This window comes from Pseudomonas sp. BS-2016 (genome assembly GCF_001806145.1).
GTDB lineage: Bacteria > Pseudomonadota > Gammaproteobacteria > Pseudomonadales > Pseudomonadaceae > Aquipseudomonas > Aquipseudomonas lundensis.
The window spans coordinates 122,586-147,456 of the sequence record NZ_MLCT01000037.1 but is presented as its reverse complement, the minus strand read 5'-3'; the positions used below and the strand labels follow the sequence as shown (position 1 = coordinate 147,456).

21 protein-coding genes, 1 tRNA gene and 1 pseudogene are annotated in these 24,871 nt (G+C 57.6%); 8 read left to right on the top strand and 15 right to left on the bottom strand.

All coding sequences use genetic code 11. The features are described 5' to 3' along the window. Positions 1-21: 21 nt before the first annotated feature. Positions 22-1,203 (bottom strand): purine nucleoside transporter PunC, encoded by a 1,182-nt coding sequence (gene punC, locus BKD70_RS20550; RefSeq protein ID WP_047274570.1) that lies wholly within the window; start codon positions 1,201-1,203, stop codon positions 22-24. Positions 1,204-1,321: 118 nt separating this feature from the next. On the opposite strand from punC, the gene punR reads away from it, so the two are divergent. After that, positions 1,322-2,245 carry a DNA-binding transcriptional activator PunR gene (gene punR / locus BKD70_RS20545; RefSeq protein WP_047274569.1) on the top strand — a complete coding sequence of 308 codons (924 nt, stop codon included), beginning with the start codon at positions 1,322-1,324 and terminating at the stop codon, positions 2,243-2,245. Here punR and BKD70_RS20540 read toward each other — a convergent pair. The 4 genes from BKD70_RS20540 to BKD70_RS20525 form a co-directional block, all read right to left on the bottom strand. After that, entirely contained in the window at positions 2,239-2,847 is a 609-nt protein-coding gene (locus tag BKD70_RS20540) for a LysE family translocator (protein WP_047274568.1), read from the bottom strand. The genes punR and BKD70_RS20540 overlap by 7 nt on opposite strands. 226 nt (positions 2,848-3,073) lie before the next feature. Then, positions 3,074-3,610, bottom strand: coding sequence for a DUF4174 domain-containing protein (locus BKD70_RS20535; RefSeq protein WP_047274567.1), 537 nt, complete (start codon positions 3,608-3,610; stop codon positions 3,074-3,076). A 196-nt stretch (positions 3,611-3,806) separates the two neighbouring features. Next, on the bottom strand, positions 3,807-4,382 hold the full coding sequence (locus BKD70_RS20530; protein WP_047274566.1) for a DedA family protein: 576 nt from the start codon (positions 4,380-4,382) through the stop codon (positions 3,807-3,809). 40 nt (positions 4,383-4,422) lie between these two features. Further along, complete coding sequence (locus BKD70_RS20525) at positions 4,423-5,469, bottom strand: DMT family transporter (RefSeq protein WP_047274564.1); 1,047 nt, start codon at positions 5,467-5,469, stop codon at positions 4,423-4,425. Positions 5,470-5,760: 291 nt separating this feature from the next. Between BKD70_RS20525 and BKD70_RS20520 the strand changes: the two genes are divergently transcribed. Further along, positions 5,761-5,847: transfer RNA gene (locus BKD70_RS20520), tRNA-Leu, on the top strand. A gap of 251 nt (positions 5,848-6,098) precedes the next feature. Here BKD70_RS20520 and BKD70_RS20515 read toward each other — a convergent pair. The 7 genes and pseudogenes from BKD70_RS20515 to BKD70_RS20485 form a co-directional block, all read right to left on the bottom strand. Then, positions 6,099-6,399: pseudogene (locus BKD70_RS20515) on the bottom strand (glycoside hydrolase family 19 protein); the annotation flags it as partial. A gap of 132 nt (positions 6,400-6,531) precedes the next feature. Then, positions 6,532-6,807 carry a hypothetical protein gene (locus BKD70_RS20510; RefSeq protein ID WP_047280633.1) on the bottom strand — a complete coding sequence of 92 codons (276 nt, stop codon included), beginning with the start codon at positions 6,805-6,807 and terminating at the stop codon, positions 6,532-6,534. Between the two features lie 316 nt (positions 6,808-7,123). Continuing rightward, positions 7,124-8,377: a sugar MFS transporter gene (locus tag BKD70_RS20505; RefSeq protein ID WP_240478017.1), complete on the bottom strand. Its 1,254-nt coding sequence runs from the start codon at positions 8,375-8,377 to the stop codon at positions 7,124-7,126. Continuing rightward, positions 8,341-8,943 (bottom strand): DUF1349 domain-containing protein, encoded by a 603-nt coding sequence (locus BKD70_RS20500; protein WP_047274646.1) that lies wholly within the window; start codon positions 8,941-8,943, stop codon positions 8,341-8,343. The genes BKD70_RS20505 and BKD70_RS20500 overlap by 37 nt, the downstream gene beginning before the upstream one ends. A 3-nt stretch (positions 8,944-8,946) precedes the next feature. Beyond that, positions 8,947-9,600: an HAD family phosphatase gene (locus BKD70_RS20495; protein WP_047274647.1), complete on the bottom strand. Its 654-nt coding sequence runs from the start codon at positions 9,598-9,600 to the stop codon at positions 8,947-8,949. Continuing rightward, entirely contained in the window at positions 9,600-10,274 is a 675-nt protein-coding gene (locus BKD70_RS20490; protein ID WP_047274648.1) for a dihydrofolate reductase family protein, read from the bottom strand. The genes BKD70_RS20495 and BKD70_RS20490 overlap by 1 nt, the downstream gene beginning before the upstream one ends. Positions 10,275-10,306: 32 nt before the next feature. Then, positions 10,307-11,329, bottom strand: coding sequence for a zinc-binding dehydrogenase (locus BKD70_RS20485; RefSeq protein ID WP_052892162.1), 1,023 nt, complete (start codon positions 11,327-11,329; stop codon positions 10,307-10,309). Between the two features lie 697 nt (positions 11,330-12,026). On the opposite strand from BKD70_RS20485, the gene mexE reads away from it, so the two are divergent. From mexE to BKD70_RS20470, 3 genes are read left to right on the top strand one after another with little or no spacing between them, the layout of a single operon-like run. Beyond that, complete coding sequence (mexE, locus tag BKD70_RS20480) at positions 12,027-13,271, top strand: multidrug efflux RND transporter periplasmic adaptor subunit MexE (protein WP_047274649.1); 1,245 nt, start codon at positions 12,027-12,029, stop codon at positions 13,269-13,271. 15 nt (positions 13,272-13,286) lie between these two features. After that, complete coding sequence (locus BKD70_RS20475) at positions 13,287-16,466, top strand: efflux RND transporter permease subunit (RefSeq protein ID WP_047274650.1); 3,180 nt, start codon at positions 13,287-13,289, stop codon at positions 16,464-16,466. Beyond that, positions 16,463-17,872, top strand: coding sequence for an efflux transporter outer membrane subunit (locus BKD70_RS20470; RefSeq protein WP_047274651.1), 1,410 nt, complete (start codon positions 16,463-16,465; stop codon positions 17,870-17,872). The genes BKD70_RS20475 and BKD70_RS20470 overlap by 4 nt, the downstream gene beginning before the upstream one ends. A gap of 93 nt (positions 17,873-17,965) precedes the next feature. Here the strand turns inward: BKD70_RS20470 and BKD70_RS20465 are convergent, their stop codons facing one another. Then, the gene (locus BKD70_RS20465) at positions 17,966-19,090 is read right to left on the bottom strand and encodes a sugar diacid recognition domain-containing protein (RefSeq protein ID WP_047274652.1); all 1,125 of its coding nucleotides are present in this window, start codon (positions 19,088-19,090) and stop codon (positions 17,966-17,968) included. Between the two features lie 158 nt (positions 19,091-19,248). Here BKD70_RS20465 and BKD70_RS20460 point away from each other — a divergent pair, with 158 nt between their 5' ends. From BKD70_RS20460 to rarD (BKD70_RS20450), 3 genes are all read left to right on the top strand, one after another. Next, positions 19,249-20,562: an MFS transporter gene (locus tag BKD70_RS20460; protein ID WP_047274653.1), complete on the top strand. Its 1,314-nt coding sequence runs from the start codon at positions 19,249-19,251 to the stop codon at positions 20,560-20,562. A 139-nt stretch (positions 20,563-20,701) separates the two neighbouring features. Beyond that, a complete protein-coding gene (gene rarD, locus BKD70_RS20455) occupies positions 20,702-21,586 on the top strand; it encodes an EamA family transporter RarD (RefSeq protein WP_047274654.1) in 885 nt (294 codons plus the stop codon). 274 nt (positions 21,587-21,860) lie between these two features. After that, a complete protein-coding gene (gene rarD, locus BKD70_RS20450) occupies positions 21,861-22,742 on the top strand; it encodes an EamA family transporter RarD (RefSeq protein ID WP_047274655.1) in 882 nt (293 codons plus the stop codon). Position 22,743: 1 nt separating this feature from the next. On the opposite strand, the gene BKD70_RS20445 is transcribed toward rarD (BKD70_RS20450), so the two are convergent. After that, positions 22,744-24,039: an ATP-binding protein gene (locus BKD70_RS20445; protein WP_047274656.1), complete on the bottom strand. Its 1,296-nt coding sequence runs from the start codon at positions 24,037-24,039 to the stop codon at positions 22,744-22,746. Between the two features lie 4 nt (positions 24,040-24,043). Next, on the bottom strand, positions 24,044-24,745 hold the full coding sequence (locus BKD70_RS20440; protein ID WP_047274657.1) for a response regulator transcription factor: 702 nt from the start codon (positions 24,743-24,745) through the stop codon (positions 24,044-24,046). Between the last annotated feature and the right edge of the window lie 126 nt (positions 24,746-24,871).

Genomic DNA, 24,871 nt, shown 5'->3' with positions numbered 1-24,871 from the left:
TGCCCCCGTTCGCGACAAAGTTCAGCGCGTTGCAAGACGTTCGGCGGTGGCCCTGCGACGTTGGATCAAATAACCAAGTACAGCCACGGGTGCCGAAGCCAGCATGACATCCACCGTGATCTCCAGCGGATGCGAGATATAAGCCGACACCACCAGGCTACCGAGAAAGCACAGGCCCAACTGCAGCGTGTTTTGCAAGGCAGCGGCTTTGCCGGAATTCTCTGAAAACGGCAGCAGCGCGTGGGCGACCACGATCGGATAACTCGCGCCGTTCACCAGTGCCATCAGGCAAAACGGAATCAGCAACGTGGTCAGCGTCGGCTCGGTTTGTGTCGCCACTGCATACAGACCCACCATGCTGATGCAGTACGCCAGCAGCAACCAGGGCAGTAATGTGTGACCTTTGATGTGCTGCAACGCACTGCGACAGCTGTAACCTCCGATCAAAAACGCCAGCGTCGGAAAGGCGTAGCTCAAGCCGATGTCATTCGGGCTGTACCCCATGTCGCCCAATATGAAGGGCGAGGCCGTCAGCCAGGCAAAGAAACTCGCCGAGCACGCGGCAAAGATCATGACGTTGCCACTGAACGTCGCCGAACGCAGCAGTTGCCAATAACTCACGCGTGCCACGTGCTCTTGAATGCGCGGCCGGGCTTTTTCTTTAAGCAACAGCGTGGGCAGCAACAGCAACACGGCAATCCCAAACAGCACCGTGAAGATGGCTTGCCACCCCAGGTGATTGAGCACCACCGCGCCCAGCAACGGCGCTAAGGCGGGGGACAGGCCCATCAACGGCATGATGCCGGCGAATACGCGATTGGCTTTGTCTGCCGGGTAACGGTCGATCACCAGGGCTTGCCAGGTCACGGCCGCGGCGCAAATGCCGATGGCTTGAATGAAGCGCAGGCTTAATAGCCACAGTGCGCTGTCGACCCACAGCATGCCCAGGCACCCCAGGGCAAACATCGACAGCCCGGCCAGCAGCACCGGCTTTCGGCCCAGGCGGTCCGACAAAGGCCCCCACAGCAATTGACCCACCGCAAAACCGGCGAGAAAGATACTCAAGCTGGCGCCCACAGCGCCTGCCGACAACTGTAAGTCTGTGCGCAAGGTGCCGAATGCCGGCAGGTACATGTCCATGGCCAGATAACCCAGCATGCTGAGCCCGGCCAGATACAGCGTGAATCCAAACGAGTTTTTCATGTGCACCTAAATCTTCCCATCAAACAATTTGTTGACTGGCGCGCATTATCCGGCTGAGCATTGGCTTGTGAAGCGATAATATTTTCTGTGTGACATCAATTATTTTGAAGGCAGCATTGTGTGGTCTGAATACTCTCTGGATGTCATTGATGCCGTGGCCCGCCATGGCAGCTTCAGCGGCGCGGCTCAAGAACTGCATCGCGTACCTTCGGCCGTGAGCTATACCGTGCGCCAACTGGAAATGTGGCTGGCCGTGCCGTTATTCGTGCGTCGCCATCGCGATGTGGAGCTGACTGCCGCCGGGCAGCTGTTTGTCAAAGAGGCCCGCGATGTGATGAAAAAAATGCTCGGCACCCGGCGTCTGTGCCAGCAGGTGGCCAATGGTTGGAGCGGCCAGTTGCGGGTGGCGGTGGACTGCATCACCAAACAGCCGCGTTGCCAGCAAATGGTCATTGACTTTTACCGGCACTTTCCCGACGTCGAATTGATCGTCCACTACGAGGTGTACAACGGTGTGTGGGACGCACTGGTGGACGGCCGTACCGACATGGTCATCGGTGCCACGCGCGCCATACCGGTGGCGGGCAGTTTTGCGTTCCGGGACATGGGGTTTCTGCACTGGCTATGCGTGGCAAGCCCGGATCACCCGCTGACGGCGTTCGAAGGGTTACTCAGTGATGAGCAGCTACGGCCATATCCGTCCCTGTGCATGGACGATACCTCGCGCAGCTTGCCGAAACGGGACACTTGGACGCTCGACAACCAGCGGCGAATGATGGTGCCCGACTGGTCATCGGCCCTGGCCTGCTTGAGTGAGGGCCTGTGTGTCGGCATGGTGCCCGCCCATCTGGCGCGCCCGCTCATCGAGCAAGGCCGGCTGGTGGCCTTGCACTTGCAACGGCCCTTCCCGGCCAGCCCGTCCTGTATTGCCTGGGTCCAGAACAATCACTCGCCCGCCATGAGCTGGCTACTGGAGTATCTGGGGGATACAGACACGCTGAGTCAGGAATGGCTCAATGACCCGGATGAACAGGATCACTGATCGAACAGAATCGGGTACAGCGACACCACCAGTAAAAGCGCCATTGTCACGTTAAACACCAGCAACCACTTTGGTTGAGTCAATACGTTGCGTAATGCGCTGCCACAACCGGCCCAGAGGCAGACGCTCGGCAAGTTGATGAGCGCGAACACCAGCGCAATCACGCACACATTGGTGAGGTAGCCCTGAGACGGGGTGTACGTGGTGATTGCGCCTACGGCCATCACCCAGGCTTTGGGGTTGACCCACTGAAAGGCGGCAGCTCCCCAAAAGCCTAATGGCTGACGGTGATCGTTGTCTGCGGTGGACAATGGCCCCGACGTGGCGACTTTCCAGGCCAAGTACAGCAAGTAGGCAGCGCCGAGGTAACGCAAGACCGTGTAGGCCATGGGCACCGCCTTGAAGACGCCCCCCAGCCCGAGCCCCACGGCCAGAACCAAAACCATGAAACCGGCACTGATCCCCAGTGCATGGGGAATGGTGCGGCGAAAGCCGAAGTTGACCCCTGAGGCCAACAGCATGGTGTTATTGGGGCCGGGGGTGATGGACGACACAAAAGCAAACAACATGAAAGCAGAGATCAATTCGGGGGAAAGCGGCATAACGACATCCGGCTGGCAAGGGTTGATGATCTACACCCTAACGGATTGCCTGCTGCGCCTTGCGCTACAGCTGAGCTGTATTTCAACCGAACACTTTGCGGGCCTTTACTGTTTTGAATACATGCATTTCACATGGCATTCACATTCAGGGGGCTAGATTGAACTCACTCCTTTAGTGAATCCCTCTTGGCCCGCTTCCCCCAGCGGGCCTTTTTTTGTCGCGGATTTAATCCTCCAGGGCTTTGACCGGTTTTGCAGGTTTTGCGGGCTTGCCGGATTTGTTCGGGGTGCCCGGTGTGCCTGCTGGCTCGGGCTGAGCTTGCGCTTGTAGGGTCTGTTCAGCAGGCGGCAAGGCATCGACCGTTTTGAACAGCGTGTCGAGGTCCGCTTCCCCCTCTGACTTGTATTTGATCTCGCCGTCCTTCCCGATCAGAAACACCTTGGCTTGATCAATGATCATGCCCGGTTTGAGCCCCCGGATCAGCGACATGGTGGACTGCGGCTCAAGGTCTTTGCCGTCACGCTGACCGGTGATGCCGACAATGGTGTAGAGCACCATGTTGCGTTCATCGAAGGCCTTTTTTTTAGCCGGGTCTTCAAGGGATTTTTTCAGGGTGAATAAGGTGGGGTCACGCTCTGTGCGCGCCACAATTACCAGTGGCCTTGCCTTTGCGCGCTCCTGATCAAGGGGGTTGGGAACTTCAACGGCGTGTGCTATTCCCGTGACCAGCACACTGGCGAGGATCATTGAGCGTATCAACATGCGGACCTCCTTTCTTGTCATCGGACCGGCGCGCAACCCTCGCCAACACGACATGAAACCTGCCCTTCGACCTGCTGAACAAGAGTCTAGGTCAAGGGGGGCGTCACGCAACCGGGTAGCCGGACTTTGCCTTTCAGGATTATTTTTTGCAACCGCGTACCCGCCATGGGCGCTGCACACTGTGCATCGCATTTGACTAAGCAGTTTTGCGCTTTGCTCTGAAATGACGGATCAACCCCACGGCCACCACCAAGGCGACCACGCCCAGCGCAATCGGCAGACGATAAGGTTTCAAATCACCCAGTACTCGTTGCAGGAACTCCCCTGCCCAATACCCTGCGCTGGCAAACAGCGTGGCCCACACCACCGCGCCCACCAGGTTGATGCACGCAAACTTGAGGGGGGACACCTTGCTCGCGCCGATCACCATGGGGCCTACCAGGCGCATGCCGTACAGAAAGCGCACCGAAAAAATCGATACCGTGGGATGGTGTTGAATCAACGACGTGACCTTGTCGATGGCCGCCTGTTGTTTATGCAAGCGCGGCAGCAGGCGCTCGCCAAAGTAGCGACCCGCCCAGAACAACAGCTGATCACCCAACATCCCCGCCAGACTGGCGTAGCCGATGACGGGCAGCAGCTTCAGGACATGCTGATGGGCCGCCATGCCGCCCAAAATCAGGATGGTCTCGCCTTCGAGCAGGCAGCCGATAAAGATGGCCCAGTAACCGTAGGTGGCCAGCAGGTAGTTAACGTCGACGTGTTCAAACATGCGCGCTCATGTGCTCCGTTTAAGGCCGGGTACTTCAGGGTCAGTGCCGGTGCCTGTGATGAATGTCCGGGAAGTGAGGATGACTGTGGCGTACAGGCAAATGGACATGTGCATGGGTATGGGGTTCCAGAGCCGGGTCATCGGCGTCATGAACGTGTTGGTGGTGCTCATCATGGCGATGGCGATGAGTGTGCTCCAGACGCGCATGCTGGTGGTCATGTGCATGCACCTCAGTCAAGTGCAGCCATACACCCAGGCCCATGAACGCCGCCGCGAGCCAAAACAGCCACGAGACCGATTCACCCAGTATCACGATTGAAATCACAGCCCCCAAAAACGGCGCGGTCGAAAAAAACGCCCCTGTTCGCGCCGCCCCCAGCCCGCGCAAGGCCAACACGAATAACACCAGGCTCACGCCATAACCCAAAAAGCCAATCAATAATGTCGGGGACAGCACCTCCACCGAGGGCCATCGGGCGCCCAGTGATGTGGCCAGTACGCAATTCACCAGCCCGGCAACCCCACCTTTTGCCCCGGCAATGTAGAGCGCATCAGACGCCGACACTTTGCGCGTAAGGTTGTTGTCCACCGCCCAGCACAAACAGGCAAACGCCACTGCCAGCGGGCCCAGCCACGAGCCCATGCCACTGGCCCCCTGCCCTGACGGCAAGGACAACACCACGCCCCCCGCAATAATGGCCAGCATTCCCGCCACGATACGGCGATCGGCGTTCTCCCTGAACACCACCCATGCCAGCAGTGCGGTCAGTACGGGCTCCAGATTCAGCATGAGCGATGCCGTGGCGCCTGAGGTCAGCGTCAGCCCGTACATAAGCGCCACAGGGCCTAATACGCCACCGAAGGCAATCGCTCCCGCCAGCCATGGCCATTCACCTGCATTCAGGCCTGAAGCCTTCCACCCGCGATCCCGCAGGCAGCGCACACACAGCAAACCCGCCCCGCTGCCCAAATACAACAAGCCTGCCAGCAGCACGGGCGACATGTCGGCCCCCAGCAACTTGGCCAGCGGCGTGCTGGCGCCGAACAAGGCTGCCGCCGAGAGCGCATAGAGCACACTTGAATTCATTTCACCCACTTCTGTCTCAGACCTACAGACACCCTAGCCTAGCCCTCCCAAAAAACTTACGCATTAACCTGAAACTTTCATGCATCGATCAGGATAATCCCCTTCGAACAAACTCCCCGAAACCCTAGGCACCTGATTTTTCGAAGGTTTTGTTGAGTCTGAGGATAAAAAATGTGCACTCTCCAACTTGCTTCATCCCGTAAGCCTCTATATATTCATCCACCTGTCACGCAGGCCTGGGTACTTCGATTCAGCAAGACCCGCCGGTTTGACGCGCTACACCGCGCTACCGCCCGAATGGCGAAATTGGTAGACGCATGGGACTTAAAATCCCCCGTTCGAAAGGACGTGCCGGTTCGATTCCGGCTTCGGGCACCAAACAAATCAGGGGCTTGCATGAGATTCTTCATGCAGGCCCTTTGTTTTTGCTCCGCAATTCTGAAAGCTGTTCCGCAATTCCCCGTTTAGCCCCTCTCCTGGCGTTCTGCCAAAGCACGAAAATTCAAGACATCCCAGCCACAGCCAAACCTCTAGCACCCCATGCCCGAAGGCACATGGCAACTCCTTTAAACATTGCTGCTTTCTCTGGCGCTCGCTGCAATCGAATAGCCATAGATGCCCATAGTGTTGTTGGCGCGGCCCGTGATCTGGATCAGGCCACGGCCGCGAAACTTGGGCCGTCGCCCGGGTAGGTGTTGCCGAGCTCAGCGCGGCCTTCCTAACGAGCTGCGCTTTAGTCGGCCCCCAAATCTCTTTCACGTATTTGAGCTGGCCGGACTCATGACCGATCTGTGCGATAAACGCCGCAACGCGCTTGGCGCCGACGATCTGATAGCGGTTCATGGCGGTGTTCAGTACAGGTGCAAGAACGCCGGCAACGTGGCCGGCGTTCGGGAGGATCTGCAGCAGTTGCTGCGTGGTGATGGGCATTCTCAATCTCCAGATATGAAAAAACCCGCACAGGGCGGGTTCTCTTTAGGTGAAGCCTTTATCACAACGTGTCAACGCCGTTGATTTTCTTAAGGTGCACCGGGTGAAGCGGGAAATACTGGCTCGATCTCATCAGCCATTGCTGACCCACTTGTAAAGGCGTTTAACGACTGACGCATAATCCCAAGCCAACGCCGCGCCCACGATCGCACCCACCAGACCAAGCTTGAAAGCTGTCTGCTGCCACTGATCGGAGCCATCGAAAATCAAATGCGCAAGCCAATAAAAACCAATGTCGTAATAGGTTTTATAGGTAATCAGGAAGGCGACTAGGCAAAGGGCCGAAGACAAACAAAAAATGACGAATCCAAGTCGTTTCATCGGACTTTCAAATTTTTTCACTTTCATGCTCGCCACATCCATACCTAAAAGTCGGGCATTCAACCAATCACAGCTCGTAAAAAGCAAGCAGTTCTGCACTAGACGTCTTTCCTTGAGCTTTCCCGCGAGCACAAAACACACAAAATACTCCCCCCCCCCCCGCATGATAAGGGCCTTCTCAGATATGTTGGTTATCAGCCTGGCCGTGCAGGTCTTTTATCTGAATCGGGAAAGCCTTCCGCGCCCTGTTTCCAGGCCCGTACCTGAATGCGGTAGTCACGCCATTCCGGTTCAGGAGTACCGCTGAACCGGACACCGTTTTGATGGGGGATTGCGTGATCTATCAAGCGTTGAGGATGTTGGTTTTTTTGGGGGGTGAACAACGAGACATCCACACCAGCAACACCATCATGGCCGCCGGGCAAAACGTGACGGCCAATAGCCCGATATGCAAGTCAGAGTACGCAGCAATAATCCCGACGATCCACGGCACCAGGCTGCACCCGGCATTGCCGGAAGCGGTCAGTACAGAAAACATCGTAGCCCCGCCTTGTGGGTAAGCCTCTGACGTGATGGCGAGCATTGTCGGCCACAGGCAACTTCCCGAGAATCCTGCAGCAATGGCAGCGGCCAAAGCGAGGGCCGGACTGGACGAAAAGCTGATCACGAAGAACAGCACCACGGTGACGGCACAGCACCCCAACATCAGTGAAATGGCCGGTACGCGCTCTTGCAACAATGCGGCGCCTATGCGACCCAGCGCCATGCCGACAGAAAAAGCGGCGAGCGTATAACCGCCCACTTCTTTTGAGTACCCCAAACTTTGTTCGGCAAAAGCCGGCAGCCATTGGGACAACCCCACTTCTGTGGCCCCTCCAAGAAAAATCGCAAGCAGGCACGCGATGAAATAAGGCTGTTTGATCAGCGTGGGCATCGACTCACGTTGGCCGCCTTCTTTAATCAAAGGGGGTAAGGTTAAGCCCAAGAACAAGAGCAGTGTGGCCAGGGGAGCAACCATCAGAATCAGCGCAACCGTTCGCCACGAAATGTCCCATTGCAGCGCAACGCTGGCAATCAGCACGGCCGCTACAGCCCCAATACAGAAATACGCGTGCAGCCAGTTCATCGCCGCGCTGCGCCGTTCGGGTTGCAACGCGGCGACGATGGGGCTGAGTATCATGTCCAGCATCCCGGCACCAAACCCCATGACGGCAACGGCACACAACAGCAACGTATAGGACGGAGCCATCGCCACCCACCCTAGCCCCACCAAGGTGGTGCCCAGGGCAAACCTGATGATCAGCGCAATACGTACTCTGTCCGCCAACGGCCCCGTGATCAGGATGGCAACGATGAAACTGAGAAACATCACCGCCGGGATGCGCCCAAGCTGCTCGGTTGTCAGCCCGGACGCGGCTCCGAACGTATGACTGAACGTAGTCAGGAAGACCGGTAAGAAGTTGAGCGCCATCGCCAAACACATCATGGCGGCATAACACGCATACAGCGCGCGACGCTCAGGTCTGCATAAAGACATCATGAAGAAAGTAACTCTAGAGTTTAAAAACGTGAGGAGCCGTGCGCGTTCCAACAGCACTCCGACCACTCGATCTGAGAGAAATGTGCAGCAAACGATGAGTCCCCCGGGCTGCTGGCAAAAAAGCCGAATTGAACACTCTCCTGCGCATGGAACAGGTGAAACATACGCATCATCATGAAGTCGACACCGTCGACTGAATTTTCGAGAAGAAAGTCACTGCCACGTCGGCTTAAACGATAGTGCATGGTTTGCGTCACACGATCAAAGTTGGCCATGGACCAATCCGAGAAGCCGTTATTCGTCACCACAGAGAACAGCTGCTGGTAGCCATTACTCTGGTACTCAATGCCACTTTTCATCCAGTTGTTTTCGTCCTGATAGATAAACAGGCCGCACTGATCAAAGTAGGTTGTCGAGGTAAAGGCCACCTTGGCTTTTAACGTCCAGAACGGCTCATCACTGGCCAGTACAATGCCGGGTGCATTGTTGTATTCCAAACCGTAATACGTACCCCGCCAAAAATCGGTGTCCGGTGAGGTGTGAATGACTATTTCACTGTCGGAAAGTGAAAATTGAGCCGGTTTGTTTATCCATTTCAATGCTGAAATATCAAAATGCTTCATTAATTATTGCCCACACATCCATTGTTTAATTTGATCATGGTGTTCAACACGAATGTCTGCCGCGCTTAGGTTTTGCTGCCCTGAGTTAGGATTCTGATAACCCACACACCGCATTGCCGCTGCCTTGGCAGCGGTCACACCGTGATGCGAGTCTTCAATCACCAGGCATTGCTCAGGCGCTATGCCAAGCCGCTTTGCGGCCAGCAGGAATATGTCGGGATCAGGTTTGCTGTGCGTGACATCATCGCCACACACCACCGTCTTGAAGAACGTGAGCAATTGCGTTTTACGCAAAATAATGTCAACCAGTTCTCGGGGTGAAGAAGACGCCACAGCGCACGGTATGCCGGCATTGTTTAACAGGGTTAGAAGTGCTGACACCCCCGGCATAGCCAACAACGGTTCCTTGGCCAGACGGCTCAACAATTGCGCATGATGTTGAGCCATCAACACCTCAAGGGATTCTGTCAGTGCGTAATCCTGCTTGATGACACTCCACATATAACGTTGCGTGGTACCGACAAACTTTGACAGTTCGGTTGGGTCCAGCGTAACGCCATAACGCGCATAAGAGCGCTGCTCCTGTTCCATGTACAACGGCTCACTGTCGATCAGTACCCCGTCCATATCAAAAATAACGGCTTGAACGTTCCGCATCAGTGCGCACTGCACAGTTCATTTTCGCGCTTGAAGTGGAGGAAGTTATAGTGCGTACGCGCTTCAAATGCGTGAAGTTTGAACGCGTTGGTCATGTCAATATCTTGATAGCCCTCGCCGTCAGTGAGGGTGGTTGTCTCTGAACCACCAATAATGATCGGCAGTTGCATAAGCATGATTTCATCGACCAAATCTAGATTGAACACTTGCCAATTCAGATGGCCGCCGCCTTCAACCATGATGTGTTTGATGCCTCGCGCTTCCAACAGAGGGAAGAGCTGTTTGAAATCAACGCGGTCAACACCGGAAAATATGACTTCTTTCCCTTGCGCGCGGATCTGATCAACCATCGCGTGATCACGCGCCTGTTCAATCGTCACAATAATCGTGTGTTCAGGAGAGCTTAAGACTTTAGACGATAAGGAGAAGTCCAGTGAGGCGGTTGGAATGATTCGGATGGGATGACGACCACTCCCAAAGCGGTTATTTAACTGAGGGTCATCCGTCACAATGGTGTTGCGCCCCACCATGATGGCATCCACCTCGCCTCGAAACTTATGAATGAAGCGCATGTCTTCATCGTCGAAGTGCTTAAACAAGGGTTTGCTTGATGCTTGACTGCCGAGTGTGAGTTTTCCATCAATTGAAACTTGGCTAAATACAGTAACTTTCATCATAAGTCCTTTAAGTGAATGACGGCTGAGTATTACAAGTAGTCTGGATTCGGGGTGAATACGCATTTCACCATGGGTGCAGAAGGGTCATTTAACAGCGCGTCAAACGCTATTGAATACGCCTCCAGTGAATAGCGATGGGTGACCAGCTTCCCCAGCTCTGGAAGTTTATGAGCTAACCGAATCGCTCGGGGAAAATGCTGGTTGTATTCGCCAGCAGCAATAACGCTGATGGCATTCACAAGAAAGTGCTTAACCGGCAGCGAGAATTGATAATTACCGTTAAACCCAAACAACAGGATTCTGCCTGCCCGGCGGACAACCTGAGCGGCTGCGTCAAGCTGATTGCCGACCGTGTCTATCACGGCATCAAATTTTTCGTGCTCTGGTCTATTTAATTCAAGGGATTGAGGGTGAATGACCGTTAGTCCCAATGCGCTGCCAAACGCGACACGGAAAGTGTTCAGGTCTGTCGCAACTGTCTCAACCCCCATGGCACGAAGCAGCAACTGCGCCACTAGGCTCATAGGGCCAGAACCCAGTAATAAAACGCGCTCCCCCGGCTTGATCGCGGCCTGATCAATGTTGTTCAAAATACAGGCGACCGGTTCAATCAATACACCTGTCTCCCACGTCATGTCGTCGGGCAGGCAATGGACAAACCGTTCGCGGGTGATAAAGCGATTGGCAAACGTACCGTGCTTATTCACCCCGGCAATATCGAGCCCCTGCTGAGCGCCACCGGTGCACAAATGGGTTTGAGCGCTGATACAAGGGGAGCAACTGCCGCAATATTCATTGGGATCTATCACTACGCGCATGCCTGGACGCAGTGTTTTAACACCCTCACCTACCCTGACAATGATTCCGACCGCTTCATGACCGCGAACACTACCTGTTTGCCCTTCTTCTCTGCCTGCTAAAACGGCCAGATCAGTTCCGCAAATACCGGACATGACGATGTCGATTTCAACACCATCGGCGGGTAAGGTATGCGTCAACGAATATTCAATCAGCCCTATTGTGTTCGCGCCCACCAAACTCAGTGCTTTCATAAATCATTAAAACCTTACGGCATTGCCAGTGAAATACGCAGTCAGTCACGACGTGCGCGAGTTATTCATAGTGAATTCGAGTGATGCCGGTGCAACCCAAAGCGGCGACAGTGTGCAGTCGAGGGATATAAAATTTCATTCGCCCAAGATTTACGGGGTAATTCAAAATAGTGCTGTATGTTTCAAGTTGCTGTCAGATTAGTGGCTATTGTGGATTGATCCCGACTATTTCAATGTCAGGTGAACAATACCTGCGCACGTTAGATCGAATGAACGCACTCAAATAGTTACAGTTTCCGTACTCACACCCTTGTTATTTGAACTGTATTGAGTCTTGGACTTTTATTGGCGGTTTCAAGAAAGAGTGCCAGGGCGACGTCTTCTTCTCATAAGTCTTTGCGTCAAACACGTCGGTTGGGGCGCGCGAATTTCGATAAAACTCGCAGAGTCGGGCATGGCTCTGCCGTTCCCTGGCTCAAGAAGGTGCTGACAGGGGTGTTCGGTTGCAATGCTCCGCTAACCCCAGCCATGACAGAAAATTTAATTGATAGCCCCCTAACAAAAAGCGCAGGCTAGAGGGCTTGGCTCGGGTTTATATCATTCCGGATGATAATGACCTTCGCTGGGTTCGATTCGTGCGCCAGCACATGCGCCAGCATTATCCGCCCCATCTCAACAGATTGGCGGACTCCCCCTCATGGAACGGTCACTTAAACATTTGCGCTTCCCACTGGCCGCTTTGGCCATCGTGGTGATGAGTGCATGCGGCAAAACCCCTCAAGCGACTGCCCCCGCGCCCGCTGCGAAAGTCAGTGTGGCCAAGGTGCTTGAGCAACCCGTTAATGAATGGGACGAGTTCACCGGTCGTCTTGAGGCGCCGGAAACGGTCGAGATTCGCCCTCGCGTGTCGGGTCAGATCGATCAGGTCGCTTTCACCGAGGGTGCGTTGGTGAAGAAAGGCGACGTTCTCTTCCAGATCGACCCGCGTCCGTTTCAGGCACATGTTCGCCGCCTCGAAGCCCAGCTCCAACAAGCCCGCGCCAACGCCACCCGCAGCGAAAATGAAGCCCAGCGCGGCGAACGCCTGCGCCAAAGCAATGCCATTTCGGCAGAGCTGGCAGATTCGCGCAGCACCGCGTCACAGCAAGCGCGCGCCGCCGTCGCGGCTGTGCAGGCCGAGCTGGACCTGGCCAAGCTGAACCTGAGCTTTACCCGCGTCACCTCCCCGATAAGCGGGCGTGTGAGCCGCGCGCAAATCACGGCGGGCAATATCGTGACAGCGGATGTCACGCCGCTGACCAGCGTGGTTTCTACCGACAAGGTGTACGCCTACTTTGATGCCGATGAGCGCGTATTCCTCAAGTACACACAACTGGCCCGCGAAGGCCAGCGCGGCCAGACCACGCCGGTGTACCTGGGCCTGTCCAATGAAGACGGCAACCCGCACTTGGGCCACATGAACTTTGTCGACAACCAGGTCAACCCCAAAACCGGCACCATCCGTGGCCGCGCGGTGTTCGACAATGCCGACGGCAGCTTCACGCCGGGGCTGTATGCGCGCCTGAAGCTGGTGGGCAGCGGTACCTACTCCGCCGTGCTGATCAACGACGAAGCGGTCGGCACTGACCTGGGCAAGAAGTTCGTGCTGGTCGTGGATGGCGACAACAAGTCGATCTACCGCGCTGTGGAGCTGGGCCCGAAAATCGAAGGGTTGCGCATCGTGCGTAACGGCCTGCACAAGGACGACACCATCGTCGTCAAAGGGTTGCAGCGGGTGCGTCCCGGCTCGCCGGTCACCCCTGAAATGATCCCGATGGCCACCGAACAAACCCTCGCCGCACTGGCACTTCAACGACAAGCCCTGGAAGCCAGCAACCTGCCCCCAGTCAAGCCCGCCAACGGCGCGCCAAAGCTGGCCGGTGTCGCGACTCCTCGTGGTTAAGGGACGATAACTCCGATGAATTTTTCCCAGTTTTTCATTCAGCGGCCGATTTTCGCCGCTGTGCTTTCCCTGCTGATCCTGATTGCGGGCGGCATTTCGCTGTTCCAGTTGCCGATCAGTGAATACCCCGAAGTCGTGCCGCCTACGGTTGTCGTGCACGCCAACTTCCCGGGTGCCAACCCGAAAGTGATCGGTGAAACCGTGGCTGCGCCGCTGGAACAGGCCATCACCGGCGTGGAAAACATGTTGTACATGTCTTCCCAGTCCACGGCCGACGGCAAAATCACGCTGACCATTACCTTCGCGCTGGGCACTGACCTGGACAACGCGCAGGTGCAGGTGCAAAACCGTGTGACCCGCACCCAGCCCAAGTTGCCCGAAGAAGTCACGCGCATTGGTATTACTGTCGACAAGGCCTCGCCTGACTTGACGATGGTGGTGCATTTGACCTCGCCGGATCAGCGCTACGACATGCTGTACCTGTCCAACTACGCCATCCTTAACATCAAGGACGAACTGGCGCGCCTCAATGGTATTGGCGACGTGCAAATGTTCGGCATGGGCGATTACTCGCTGCGTGTCTGGCTGGACCCGAACAAAACCGCGTCACGCAACCTGACCGCGACCGATGTGGTCACCGCCATTCGCGAACAGAACCGTCAGGTCGCGGCCGGTGCCCTGGGCGCGCCCCCTGCCCCGAATGCCACCAGCTTTCAGTTGTCGGTCAACACCCAGGGACGGCTGGTCACTGAAGAAGAATTCCAGAACATCATCATTCGCTCCGGTGACGATGGTCAGATCACTCGCCTCAAAGACATCGCCCGGGTGGAGCTGGGCTCCAGTCAATATGCCTTGCGTTCGTTGCTCAACAACCAGCCCGCAGTGGCGCTGCCGATCTTCCAGCGGCCGGGCTCCAACGCCATTGATATTTCGAACGACGTCCGGGCGAAGATGGCCGAGCTCAAGCAGAGCTTCCCCGAAGGCATGGACTTCGACATCGTCTACGACCCGACCATCTTTGTTCGCGGCTCCATCGAGGCCGTGGTTCACACCCTGTTCGAAGCCCTGATCCTCGTGGTGCTGGTGGTCATTCTGTTCCTGCAGACCTGGCGCGCCTCGATCATCCCGCTGGTGGCCGTGCCTGTTTCGTTGATCGGCACCTTTGCCGTGATGCACCTGTTCGGCTTCTCGCTCAACGCGTTGTCTCTGTTCGGGTTGGTGTTGGCCATCGGTATCGTGGTCGACGACGCGATCGTGGTAGTGGAAAACGTCGAACGTAACATCGAGCTGGGGCTTAATCCGGTCGACGCCACCAAGCGTGCGATGCGCGAAGTGACCGGCCCGATCATCGCCACGGCGTTGGTGCTGTGCGCCGTGTTTGTGCCCGCCGCCTTTATTTCTGGCCTGACCGGCCAGTTCTATAAACAATTCGCGCTGACCATCGCCATCTCCACGGTGATCTCGGCATTCAACTCGCTGACCCTGTCTCCGGCGCTGGCCGCGGTGCTCCTCAAAGGCCATCATGCGCCGAAAGACCGTTTTACCCGCCTGCTCGATCGCCTGTTCGGCGGCTGGCTGTTTGGTCCATTCAACCGCTTCTTCGTCAAGGCCAGTCATGGTTATGTCGGGGCGGTACGCCGGATCATCCGTGGCAGCGGTATCGCGATGTTGCTGTATGCAGGCTTGATGGTGCTGACGTGGGTCGGTTTTGCTCACACGCCGACCGGTTTCGTTCCCCCGCAAGACAAACAGTACCTGGTGGCTTTTGCGCAACTGCCGGATGCCGCAAGCCTGGATCGCACGGAAGCGGTGATCAAGCGCATGTCCGAAATCGCCCTCAAGCAACCCGGCGTGGCGAACTCCGTGGCATTCCCGGGCCTGTCGATCAACGGCTTCACCAACAGCCCCAACAGCGGCATCGTGTTCACCCCGCTCAAGCCCTTTGATGAGCGCAAGGACCCGAGCCAGTCGGCAGCGGCGATTGCCGCAGCCTTGAATGCGCAATTCGCTGACATTCAGGATGCCTACATCGCAATCTTCCCGCCGCCGCCAGTACAAGGGCTGGGCACCATTGGCGGTTTCCGCCTGCAAGTCGAAGACCGCGGCAACCTGGGCTATGACGAGCTGTACAAAGAAGTGCAGAACATCATCACCAAGAGCCAGAACGTGCCTGAGCTGGCGGGTTTGTTCACCAGTTATCAAGTGAACGTGCCGCAAGTGGACGCCGCCATCGACCGCGAAAAAGCCAAGACTCACGGTGTGGCCATCAGTGACATCTTCGACACGCTACAGATCTATCTGGGTTCGCTGTATGCCAACGACTTCAACCGCTTTGGCCGTACTTATCAAGTCAACGTGCAGGCTGAGCAGCAGTTCCGCCTGGCACCTGAGCAGATCGGTCAGTTGAAAGTGCGTAATAACAAGGGCGACATGATCCCGCTGGCGACCTTTATCAAGGTCAGCGACACCGCCGGTCCCGACCGTGTCATGCACTACAACGGTTTTGTCACCGCCGAGATCAACGGCGCAGCAGCACCGGGCTACAGCTCGGGTCAGGCTGAAGCCGCGATTGAAAAATTGCTCAAGGAAGAACTGCCTAATGGCATGACCTACGAGTGGACCGAGCTGACTTATCAGCAAATTCTGTCAGGCAATACTGCGTTGTTTGTATTCCCGCTCTGCGTACTGCTGGCGTTTTTGGTACTCGCCGCGCAGTACGAAAGCTGGAGCCTGCCGCTGGCGGTGATCCTGATCGTGCCCATGACCCTGCTGTCGGCGATTACCGGGGTGATTATGTCCGGCGGTGACAACAACATCTTTACCCAGATCGGCTTGATCGTACTGGTCGGACTGGCGTGCAAAAACGCGATTCTGATTGTCGAGTTCGCCAAGGACAAACAGGAAGAAGGCCTCGACCCGCTGGCGGCGGTACTGGAAGCCTGCCGCCTGCGTCTGCGGCCGATTCTGATGACCTCGTTCGCGTTCATCATGGGCGTGGTGCCCTTGGTGCTGTCGAGCGGCGCGGGTGCGGAAATGCGCCATGCCATGGGCGTCGCGGTGTTCTCCGGGATGCTGGGCGTGACCTTCTTCGGCTTGCTCCTGACCCCGGTGTTCTACGTGTTGATCCGCCGCTACGTGGAGCGCAGTCAAGCGCGCAAAGCCGCCCGGCACATGAAGCTGGAGTCCCAACAATGAGCCGTAACCTATTTCTTCCGAGCCTGTTGGTGCTGGCGTTAAGCGCGTGCGCCGTGGGCCCGGACTATCACACGCCCAAGACCGAGCCTGCGCAGATCAGCGCCGAGTACCTCAAGGGCTTCGACCGTGCGCATTTTGAAGGGATCTGGTGGCAACAGTTCGACGACCCGACCCTCAACCAGTTGGTGACGCAGTCGCTGGCAGGCAACCGCGAGCTGCGGGTGGCGTTTGCCCGTCTGCGGGCTGCACGGGCCATCCGCGATGACGTCAGCAATGACGCGATGCCGACCATTACCAGCCGCGCCAGCAGCGATCTGGGCAAGGGGCAGATTCCGGGGCAGACCGATGAACGCGTCAACAGCGAGCGCTACGACCTAGGGCTGGACATGGCGTGGGAACTCGACCTGTTTGGCCGTATCCAGCGTCAACTGGAAGCCAGCGACGCAGACGAACAAGTCGCCGCTGCGGATTTGTATCAGTTGCAAGTGACCCTGATCGCAGAGCTGGTGGACGCCTATGGTGAGCTGCGCGGTTCGCAACTGCGTGAGCGCATTGCCCTGGACAACCTGAAAAACCAGCAGGAATCCAAAACCATCACTGAAAGCCTGCGTGATGCGGGGGTGGGCGATCAACTGGACGTGATGCGCGCTGACGCACGTCTGGCCGCCGTTGAAGCCAGCGTGCCGCAGTTGCAGGCGCAACAAGTGCGTGAACGCAATCGGATTGCCACCTTGCTGGGCGAACGCCCGGAGCAGATGAGCGTGGATTTAAGCCCGGCCAAACTGCCGGCCATTGCCAAGGCCCTGAACATCGGCAACCCCGGCGATTTGTTGCAGCGTCGGCCGGACATCCTCAGTGCGGAACGCAAGCTGGCAGCGGCGACGGCGCGCATTGGCGTGGCCAAGGCCGACCTGTTCCCACGGGTCAGTCTCAGCGGCTTCCTGGGGTTTACCGCGGGCCGTGGTTCGCAGATCGGCTCAGCGGCCGCCAATGCCTGGGCACTGGGCCCGAGCATCACCTGGCCAGCCTTTGATTTGGGCAGTGTGCGCGCCCGTTTGCGTGGCGCGGATGCTCAAGCCGAGGGCGCACTGGCCAGCTACGAGCAACAGGTGTTGTTGGCACTGGAAGAATCGCAAAACGCGTTCAGTGATTACGGCAAGCGTCAGCAACGGTTGGTGTCGCTGATTCGTCAGAGCGAGTCAAGCCGCACCGCTGCCGACCTGGCGGCGATCCGTTACCGCGAAGGCACGGTGGACTTTCTGGTGTTGCTCGATGCCCAACGCGAACGACTGGCGGCTGAAGACAGCCAGGCGCAAGCCGAAGTCGAGTTGTACCGCGGCGTGGTGGCGATCTACAAAGCGCTGGGCGGTGGCTGGCAAGCTGAAACGGTGGCCAGCGCGCACTGATGTTGACCTGATTTAACGGCTCCTTTGGTTGGTCGCATCCAACCGTTTAGCCCCGCGTTCATTCGGTCGCGGGGCTTTTTTTTGGCGTGCGTTTCAGGCCACTGGCCGTGCCTGCACGCCGGGCGTGTGGGGCAACAGTTGCACCCCGAGGTACAACGCCAGCATGCCGTTCAGGCTCAGGGGGTCCACCCCGCTCAGCTCGGCAATCCGTTCCATCCGGTAGCGCAAGCTGTTGCGGTGGATGCCCAGCGCATCGGCGCACGCCTGGCTCTGACCGTCATGCTCACACCAACTGCGCAGGGTCGCGATCAATTGCCCGTTGCTGTCCTTGGCCACCACCTTGTGCAGCGGATTGAGCAGCTCTTCCAGTGCATCGTCATTGCGATGTCGCCACAGCATCACTGGCAACCGGTAGCGGTCAAGACTCAGTAGACGGGTGTCGGGCAACACATCACGGCCATAGGCCAATAAATCCCCCACGCGGCGATAACACCGGCGCAGCCCTTTGAGCGCATCCGCTTGCCCGCCGGCGGCGATGCGTAACACATTCCAGCCGTGGCCATCGAGTCGCTCCAGCAGACGCAGGTCGTCCAGCGTGGTGGTGGCCGGACGGCACCACAGCAGCGAGGCGTCGGCCGGGCACACACACCAACTGTCCGGGTAGCGCGATTGCAGCCATACGCTCAGGGCCTCGGCACTCTGGCCCTTGCCCAGTTCAAACAAATAAGGAATGCGCGACAGCTGCGGCTTGAGCCCCAGTTGCTGAGCCTCGTCGATCAGGCGCGGTGAGTCGCCGCTTTCACTCAACAACAGCGCCACCAGGTCGTCGCAGCGTTGACGCCGCCATTGCTGTTCGGCCTGCTGATGGCGTTGGCCTACCAGCATTTCGGCCGTCATGCGCACCAGTTCGGCGTAGGTGCGCAACTGCTCGGGTTCCCCGGTAAGCCCCAGCACCCCGATCAGGCGCTGATCGAGCAACAGGGGCAGATTGATGCCCGGCTGCACGCCTTTCAGGCATTTGGCGGTTTGCGCATCGATTTCCACCACCCGTCCGTTGGCCAGCACCAGTTGCGCGCCCTCATGGCGGGTGTTGATACGCTCGGGTTCGCCGCTGCCAAGGATCAGCCCCTGGCTGTCCATCACGTTAACGTTGTACGGCAAAATGGCCATCGCGCGATCCACGATGTCCTGCGCCAAATCATGATCCAGTTCGAACATAGGGTGACAATCCTTGGAAACATTTGTTCGTGCGCACAGCCCCAGCGAGAAAACGCTGTGCGGCAGCACAAAGACAGCAACGTTTGGGTGACCGAGACTCACGCAGCGACCAACGTTAACCTCGGATCGCGAAAAAACATAATAAAGAGAGACAAGAGATGTCACAGAGCGCCCCCGCTTCGCTGACCGGCGATGACGATAAAAACGCCATCTACAAACGCATCACCCTGCGTTTGATCCCCTTCATTTTTATCTGCTATCTGTTCAATTACCTCGACCGGGTAAACGTTGGCTTCGCCAAATTACAAATGCTCGACGCGCTGAAGTTCAGCGAAACTGTGTACGGCCTGGGTGCCGGGATTTTCTTCATTGGTTACGTGTTGTGTGGCGTACCCAGCAATCTGGCATTGACCCGGTTCGGCCCGCGGCGCTGGATCGCGGTGATGATGATGACTTGGGGCATCTTGTCGACCTGGCTGATGTTTGTCACCACACCGACCCAGTTCTATACCCTGCGCCTGTTCACCGGTGCCGCCGAAGCCGGGTTCTTCCCCGGCGTTGTGTTGTACCTCTCGCAATGGTTCCCGACGTTCCGTCGTGGCCGGATCATGGCGCTGTTCATGTCTGCCATTCCGGTTTCCGGCTTGATCGGCGGGCCATTCTCGGGCTGGATCCTCAGCCACTTTGCTGCGGGTCAGGGCGGGCTGGCCGGTTGGCAGTGGATGTTCCTGTTGCAAGGTATCCCCACTGTCGTGTTGGGTGGGCTGGCGATCTTCCTGCTCAGCGACAGTTTTGCCAATGCCAAGTGGCTCACGCCTCACGAGCGCGCCGTGCTCGACGCTGACCACCAGCTGGACGCCGCCAACAAGCCGTCCACGGCCTCAGACTCGCTGCTGGCGGTATTCAAGAATCCGGCGATCTGGGCCTTTGGCCTGATCTACTTCTGCATCCAGAGTGGCGTGTATGCGATCAACTTCTGGCTGCCGTCGATCATCAAAAACCTGGGCTTCAGCGACACGCTAGTGATTGGCTGGCTGAGTGCGATTCCTTACTTGCTGGCCGCCGTGTTCATGTTGCTGGTGGGCCGTTCGGCCGACTTGCGCAAAGAACGGCGCTGGCATTTAGTGGTGCCCATGCTGATGGGCGCACTGGGGTTGTTGATTGCAGTCAACTTCGCCACTCAACCGGCCATTGCCATCTTGGGGCTGACCATCGCCACCATGGGTGCCCTCACCGGCCTGCCGATGTTTTGGCCTGTGCCCACTGCCATGCTCAGTGCAGGCGCGGCTGCTGGCGGCCTGGCCTTGATCAACTCCATGGGGCAAATGGCGGGGTTCTTGAGCCCGTATCTGGTGGGTTTTGTCAAAGACGCCACGGGCTCGACCGACGCTGCGCTGTACCTGTTGGCGGCGGTGATTGTCGGGGGCAGTGTGCTGGCGTTGCGCATGACCCGCGGCATGCGTCACGCCTGACGCCATCGATTTTGCTGCGCAGGGGGCGTTTTGCTGCCCCCTGCGCAGGCTATAGGCTCAGCAAGATTTGCCCTACAGCCCTTGGAGCCTCAAGCTACGCGCTTCTAATAATCAAAATGCGCGTTTCAACGAGGCTGTTGTGTCTAAAGGTATTGTTTTATCGGTTCTGGCATCGAGCCTGTTCGGTGTCATGTATTACTACACATCCCTGCTCTACCCATTGAGCGGCGCCGAAATCTTCGGCTGGCGGATGCTCCTGACCTTGCCCTGCATGACCCTGTTCATGTGCTTTTCGGGGGATTGGCGGCTGGTGCCGACGATCGTCACCCGCCTGCGGCAACACCCCCGGCTGTGGATTGCACTGTTGGCCTCCAGTGCGCTGGTGGGCCTGCAACTGTGGCTGTTTTTGTGGGCGCCCCTCAACGGGCACAGCCTGGACGTGTCTCTGGGGTACTTTTTGCTGCCGCTGACCATGATCCTCACCGGCCGTGTGGTGTACGGAGAACACCTTTCTCATCTGCAAAAAATTGCCGCCGCGCTCGCGACGTTCGGGGTCGCCAACGAGGTGTACCGGGTGGGCGGGTTTTCCTGGACCACCCTGGTGGTTGCCATCGGCTACCCGTTGTATTTCGTACTGCGCAAGCGGATCGGCACCGACAACCTGGGCGGCCTGTGGATGGACATGCTGTTGTTGATGCCAGCGGCGTTTTTATTCGTGCAAACAGGCGAGCACGGCTTCGATGTGGCCAGCCAGCGCGAGGCCCTGTACACGCTGATCCCGCTACTGGGTTTGATCAGTGCCCTGGCCTTGATCAGCTACATCATGGCCAGCCGGATGCTGGCCTTCAGCCTGTTCGGCCTGCTTAGCTACGTTGAGCCGGTGTTGTTGGTGTGCGTGGCGTTGCTGCTGGGCGAGAGCATCAGCGCCGGGCAATGGCTGACTTATTTGCCGATCTGGCTGGCCGTGATGGTGCTGGTTTTTGAAGGGTTCAAGCATATGGTGCGTCAGCGTAAATCCGTATGAGGCGCAGCTCATGAGCTGGATTGTCAGCTCATGACAGCTTTCAGGCCCCATCGGAGGGTCACCAGCGCCTACCGTTAATCTTTTTTATCGACAACACGAACGCGTGTTTTAAACGGGTTTGGCCCAGTATTTGCTTGCTTGTTACACGAATCAACCAGTTGGCTAACTTTTCTAGCCAACTTATTGGTTTAAAAGGCATTTGCCACGGGTGTTCCACGGCCTCAAGCTACGTACCCACTCATACGAGTAACGCAGTAGATTCATCGAGGTTGTTGTGTCCAAAGGTATTGTTTTATCGATTCTGGCTTCATGTTTGTTTGGCGTTCTGTACTACTTCACATCCCTTCTGCGACCGCTGGACGGTCAAGAAATCTTCGGCTGGCGGATCCTGATTTCGCTGCCCTTCATGACCCTGTTTATTTGCCTGAGCGGCGACTGGAAATGGGTCCCGCTCATCTTTGAGCGTTTGCGCGCCCGACCCGCTTTGATTCCCTGCGTTGCGCTCACCAGTTTTCTGGTGGGGGTCCAGCTCTGGATGTTCATGTGGGGGCCGTTGAATGGCCATGGGCTGGATGTATCGCTGGGGTACTTCTTGTTGCCGCTGACCATGATCCTGACAGGGCGCATCGTCTACGGTGAACACCTCTCCCACCTCCAAAAAATCGCCACCGGACTGGCAGTGCTGGGGGTGGCTAATGAGCTGTACCGCACCGGCGGGTTCTCCTGGACCACGCTGGTAGTGGCCATCGGCTACCCGATGTACTTCGTACTGCGTAAGAAAATTGGCATCGATAACTTGGGCGGCTTATGGCTGGACATGCTGTTGATAGTGCCCGTGGCGCTGTGGTTTGTGCTGGCCGGCGAGCATGTCGATCTGGACGCACAACGGCCAGCGCTCTACGCGCTTGTGCCGTTGATGGGCATCATCAGTGCAGCGGCGGGCTTCGCTTATATATTGGCCAGCCGGTTGCTGCCCTTCAGCCTGTTCGGGTTGCTCAGCTATGTCGAGCCGGTGTTGCTGGTGGCTGTCGCCCTGCTGCTCGGTGACAGCCTTGAGGCGGGTCAATGGCTGACTTACGGCCCGATCTGGCTGGCGGTCGCAGTGCTGGTGCTTGAGGGTGTCAAGCACGTGAGCCGACAACGACGCTTGATCTGACTTACACCGGCAACCACAGCCGAAAACGCGCACCGCCCAAGGGGGACGCTTCGCTGCTCAGTGTTCCGCCTTGGGCTTCAAGGGCACGCCGACTGATCGCCAGCCCCAGACCGAAGCCTCCTGTGGCGCGGTCACGGCTGCGGTCCAGTCGATAAAACGGCTCAAACACGCGCTCGCGGTCCGCTTCAGGAATGCCGATGCCATCATCGTCCACCCACAATTCACAGCCTTGCGCAGTGACATTCACCCCCACCTGAATGCGCCGGTCACAGTAGCGCATGGCGTTGCGTAGCAAGTTCTGCAACGCGCGTGCGGTCAGCCGCGGGTCCAGCGCAAAGCGCTCCTGCGAGCCGTGCAGCAGCACGTCCAGTACGATGTCGGGGGTTTCCAGTGCTTCGTCGAAGCTGCCGAGAATGCTGTCCACAAACTCATCGAGCGACACCTCGACGCGTTCCGGCACCAGCGCCGGGTTTTGCAGGCGGCTGAACGACAGCAGCTCCAGCACCAGTTCATCCAGCTCGCGAATATGCCCGACCAACAGCTGCAAGCGCTCGCGGCTGGCGGGCGGCAGATCGTCGCACAACACCAGCGCCAGACCGAAATCCAGCCGCGTCAAGGGTGTGCGCAGTTCGTGGGACACCGCGTTGAGCAGGTCGCGTTGCTGGTTGAGCAGGCTTTCGATGTCCTGGGCCATGGTGTCAAACGCGCTGGCCAGCCCGTGAATGTTTGACCGGGGGGAGATCTGGGTGCGCTCGCTCAATTGCCCCTGACCAATCAGGGCCGCCGTGCGTTTGAGGCGTTCCAGGTCGCGCCAGTGAGGACGCAGCCACAGCAGCAAACAGCCGAGCAACGCCGCGCCGATCAGCACGTTGATGCTCCAATACAACACGTTCATGTCGAAGGGATCGGGAGGCATCACCAATTCAATCGCCTGCTGCCGGCCCAGAGGCGACACCACCCGCGTACGCCAGCCCCATTCGCCAATGCGCAACACGCCCTGCCCTTGCTGCAATTGGCGCTGTTCATCGGCATCGAAGGCGGGGTCATTGACCGACAACAGATTGACCCGCAGTGGCGCGAACTGGCTGTCCAGCTCTTTGGCCAGCGCGGGCCATTGTTCGGCGGGTAATTGATGAAATTGTTTGACCAGCAGGGTTTGCATACCGCGCGACATGTCGACGTTGTAATTCATGAACCGATCATGAAACAGCGTGACGATCAACTCGGGCACCAGGTAAATGGCAGCGCCGAACGTGACCATGGTGACCAGATACAGCCTGAGCAGGACCTTGAACATGGTTTCAACATTCCCACTCGGAACGGCTGAACAGGTAGCCCTTGCCCCACACGGTTTTGATCTTGCGCGCTTCCCCCGCGCAGTCGTCGAATTTGCGCCGCAACTTGGAAATGGCCACGTCCACCGAGCGGTCGGTGCCATTGAACTCGATGCCGCGCAAACGCTGGAGGATCTGGTCGCGGCTGAGCACTTCTCCGGCATGCCGGGCCAGTACCACCAACAGGTTGTATTCACCGCTGGACAGCTCAATGTCTTGCTCGCGCCAAGTGACGCTGCGTTCTGACAGGTCAATGCACAAGTTGCCAATGACGATCCGGTCATTGGCCACGTGCGGCTCGATCAGGCTGCTGCGCCGCAGTAACGTGCGCACGCGAGCCAGTAATACCCGCGGCTCGCAAGGTTTTGTCACATAATCGTCGGCGCCCATCTCTAGCCCCAGCACCTGATCATGACTATCGTCGCGGGCCGTCAACATCAGGATCGGCAGGCTGGCCGAATCAGCGCGCAACAAGCGGCAGACTTGCAGGCCATCAAGGCCTGGCAACATCAGGTCAAGAATCACCAGGTCGGGGGGATTGCATTTGGCTCGATCACGCACCAGGTCGCCACGGGCAATCACGCTGACCTCGTAGCCATTGCGTTCCAGGTAACTGGCAATCAGCTCCGAGAGCGCGGCGTCGTCTTCGACCAGCAAAATAGTGGGCATAATAAATGCTTACAACTCGGGGAAAGCCAAAGGATATACAACCTCACACGGATAGGAGCATAACCTTCACACTTTTTCACACACCTCCTACACAGCTTCACAACGCCTCTTGCGTGCTGCACTTAG

Bases quoted from the DNA above. Each gene is read 5' to 3' on its own strand.
- BKD70_RS20500 (WP_047274646.1), bottom strand. From the start codon at position 8,943: ATGAAGCATTTTGATATTTCAGCATTGAAATGGATAAACAAACCGGCT.
- mexE (WP_047274649.1), top strand. From the start codon at position 12,027: ATGGAACGGTCACTTAAACATTTGCGCTTCCCACTGGCCGCTTTGGCC.
- BKD70_RS20525 (WP_047274564.1), bottom strand. From the start codon at position 5,469: ATGAATTCAAGTGTGCTCTATGCGCTCTCGGCGGCAGCCTTGTTCGGC.
- BKD70_RS20470 (WP_047274651.1), top strand. From the start codon at position 16,463: ATGAGCCGTAACCTATTTCTTCCGAGCCTGTTGGTGCTGGCGTTAAGC.
- BKD70_RS20490 (WP_047274648.1), bottom strand. From the start codon at position 10,274: ATGAAAGTTACTGTATTTAGCCAAGTTTCAATTGATGGAAAACTCACA.
- BKD70_RS20530 (WP_047274566.1), bottom strand. From the start codon at position 4,382: ATGTTTGAACACGTCGACGTTAACTACCTGCTGGCCACCTACGGTTAC.
- BKD70_RS20540 (WP_047274568.1), bottom strand. From the start codon at position 2,847: ATGCCGCTTTCCCCCGAATTGATCTCTGCTTTCATGTTGTTTGCTTTT.
- punC (WP_047274570.1), bottom strand. From the start codon at position 1,203: ATGAAAAACTCGTTTGGATTCACGCTGTATCTGGCCGGGCTCAGCATG.
- BKD70_RS20475 (WP_047274650.1), top strand. From the start codon at position 13,287: ATGAATTTTTCCCAGTTTTTCATTCAGCGGCCGATTTTCGCCGCTGTG.
- BKD70_RS20495 (WP_047274647.1), bottom strand. From the start codon at position 9,600: ATGCGGAACGTTCAAGCCGTTATTTTTGATATGGACGGGGTACTGATC.
- BKD70_RS20440 (WP_047274657.1), bottom strand. From the start codon at position 24,745: ATGCCCACTATTTTGCTGGTCGAAGACGACGCCGCGCTCTCGGAGCTG.
- BKD70_RS20535 (WP_047274567.1), bottom strand. From the start codon at position 3,610: ATGTTGATACGCTCAATGATCCTCGCCAGTGTGCTGGTCACGGGAATA.
- BKD70_RS20485 (WP_052892162.1), bottom strand. From the start codon at position 11,329: ATGAAAGCACTGAGTTTGGTGGGCGCGAACACAATAGGGCTGATTGAA.
- BKD70_RS20445 (WP_047274656.1), bottom strand. From the start codon at position 24,039: ATGTTCAAGGTCCTGCTCAGGCTGTATCTGGTCACCATGGTCACGTTC.
- BKD70_RS20460 (WP_047274653.1), top strand. From the start codon at position 19,249: ATGTCACAGAGCGCCCCCGCTTCGCTGACCGGCGATGACGATAAAAAC.
- BKD70_RS20465 (WP_047274652.1), bottom strand. From the start codon at position 19,090: ATGTTCGAACTGGATCATGATTTGGCGCAGGACATCGTGGATCGCGCG.
- BKD70_RS20510 (WP_047280633.1), bottom strand. From the start codon at position 6,807: ATGAAAGTGAAAAAATTTGAAAGTCCGATGAAACGACTTGGATTCGTC.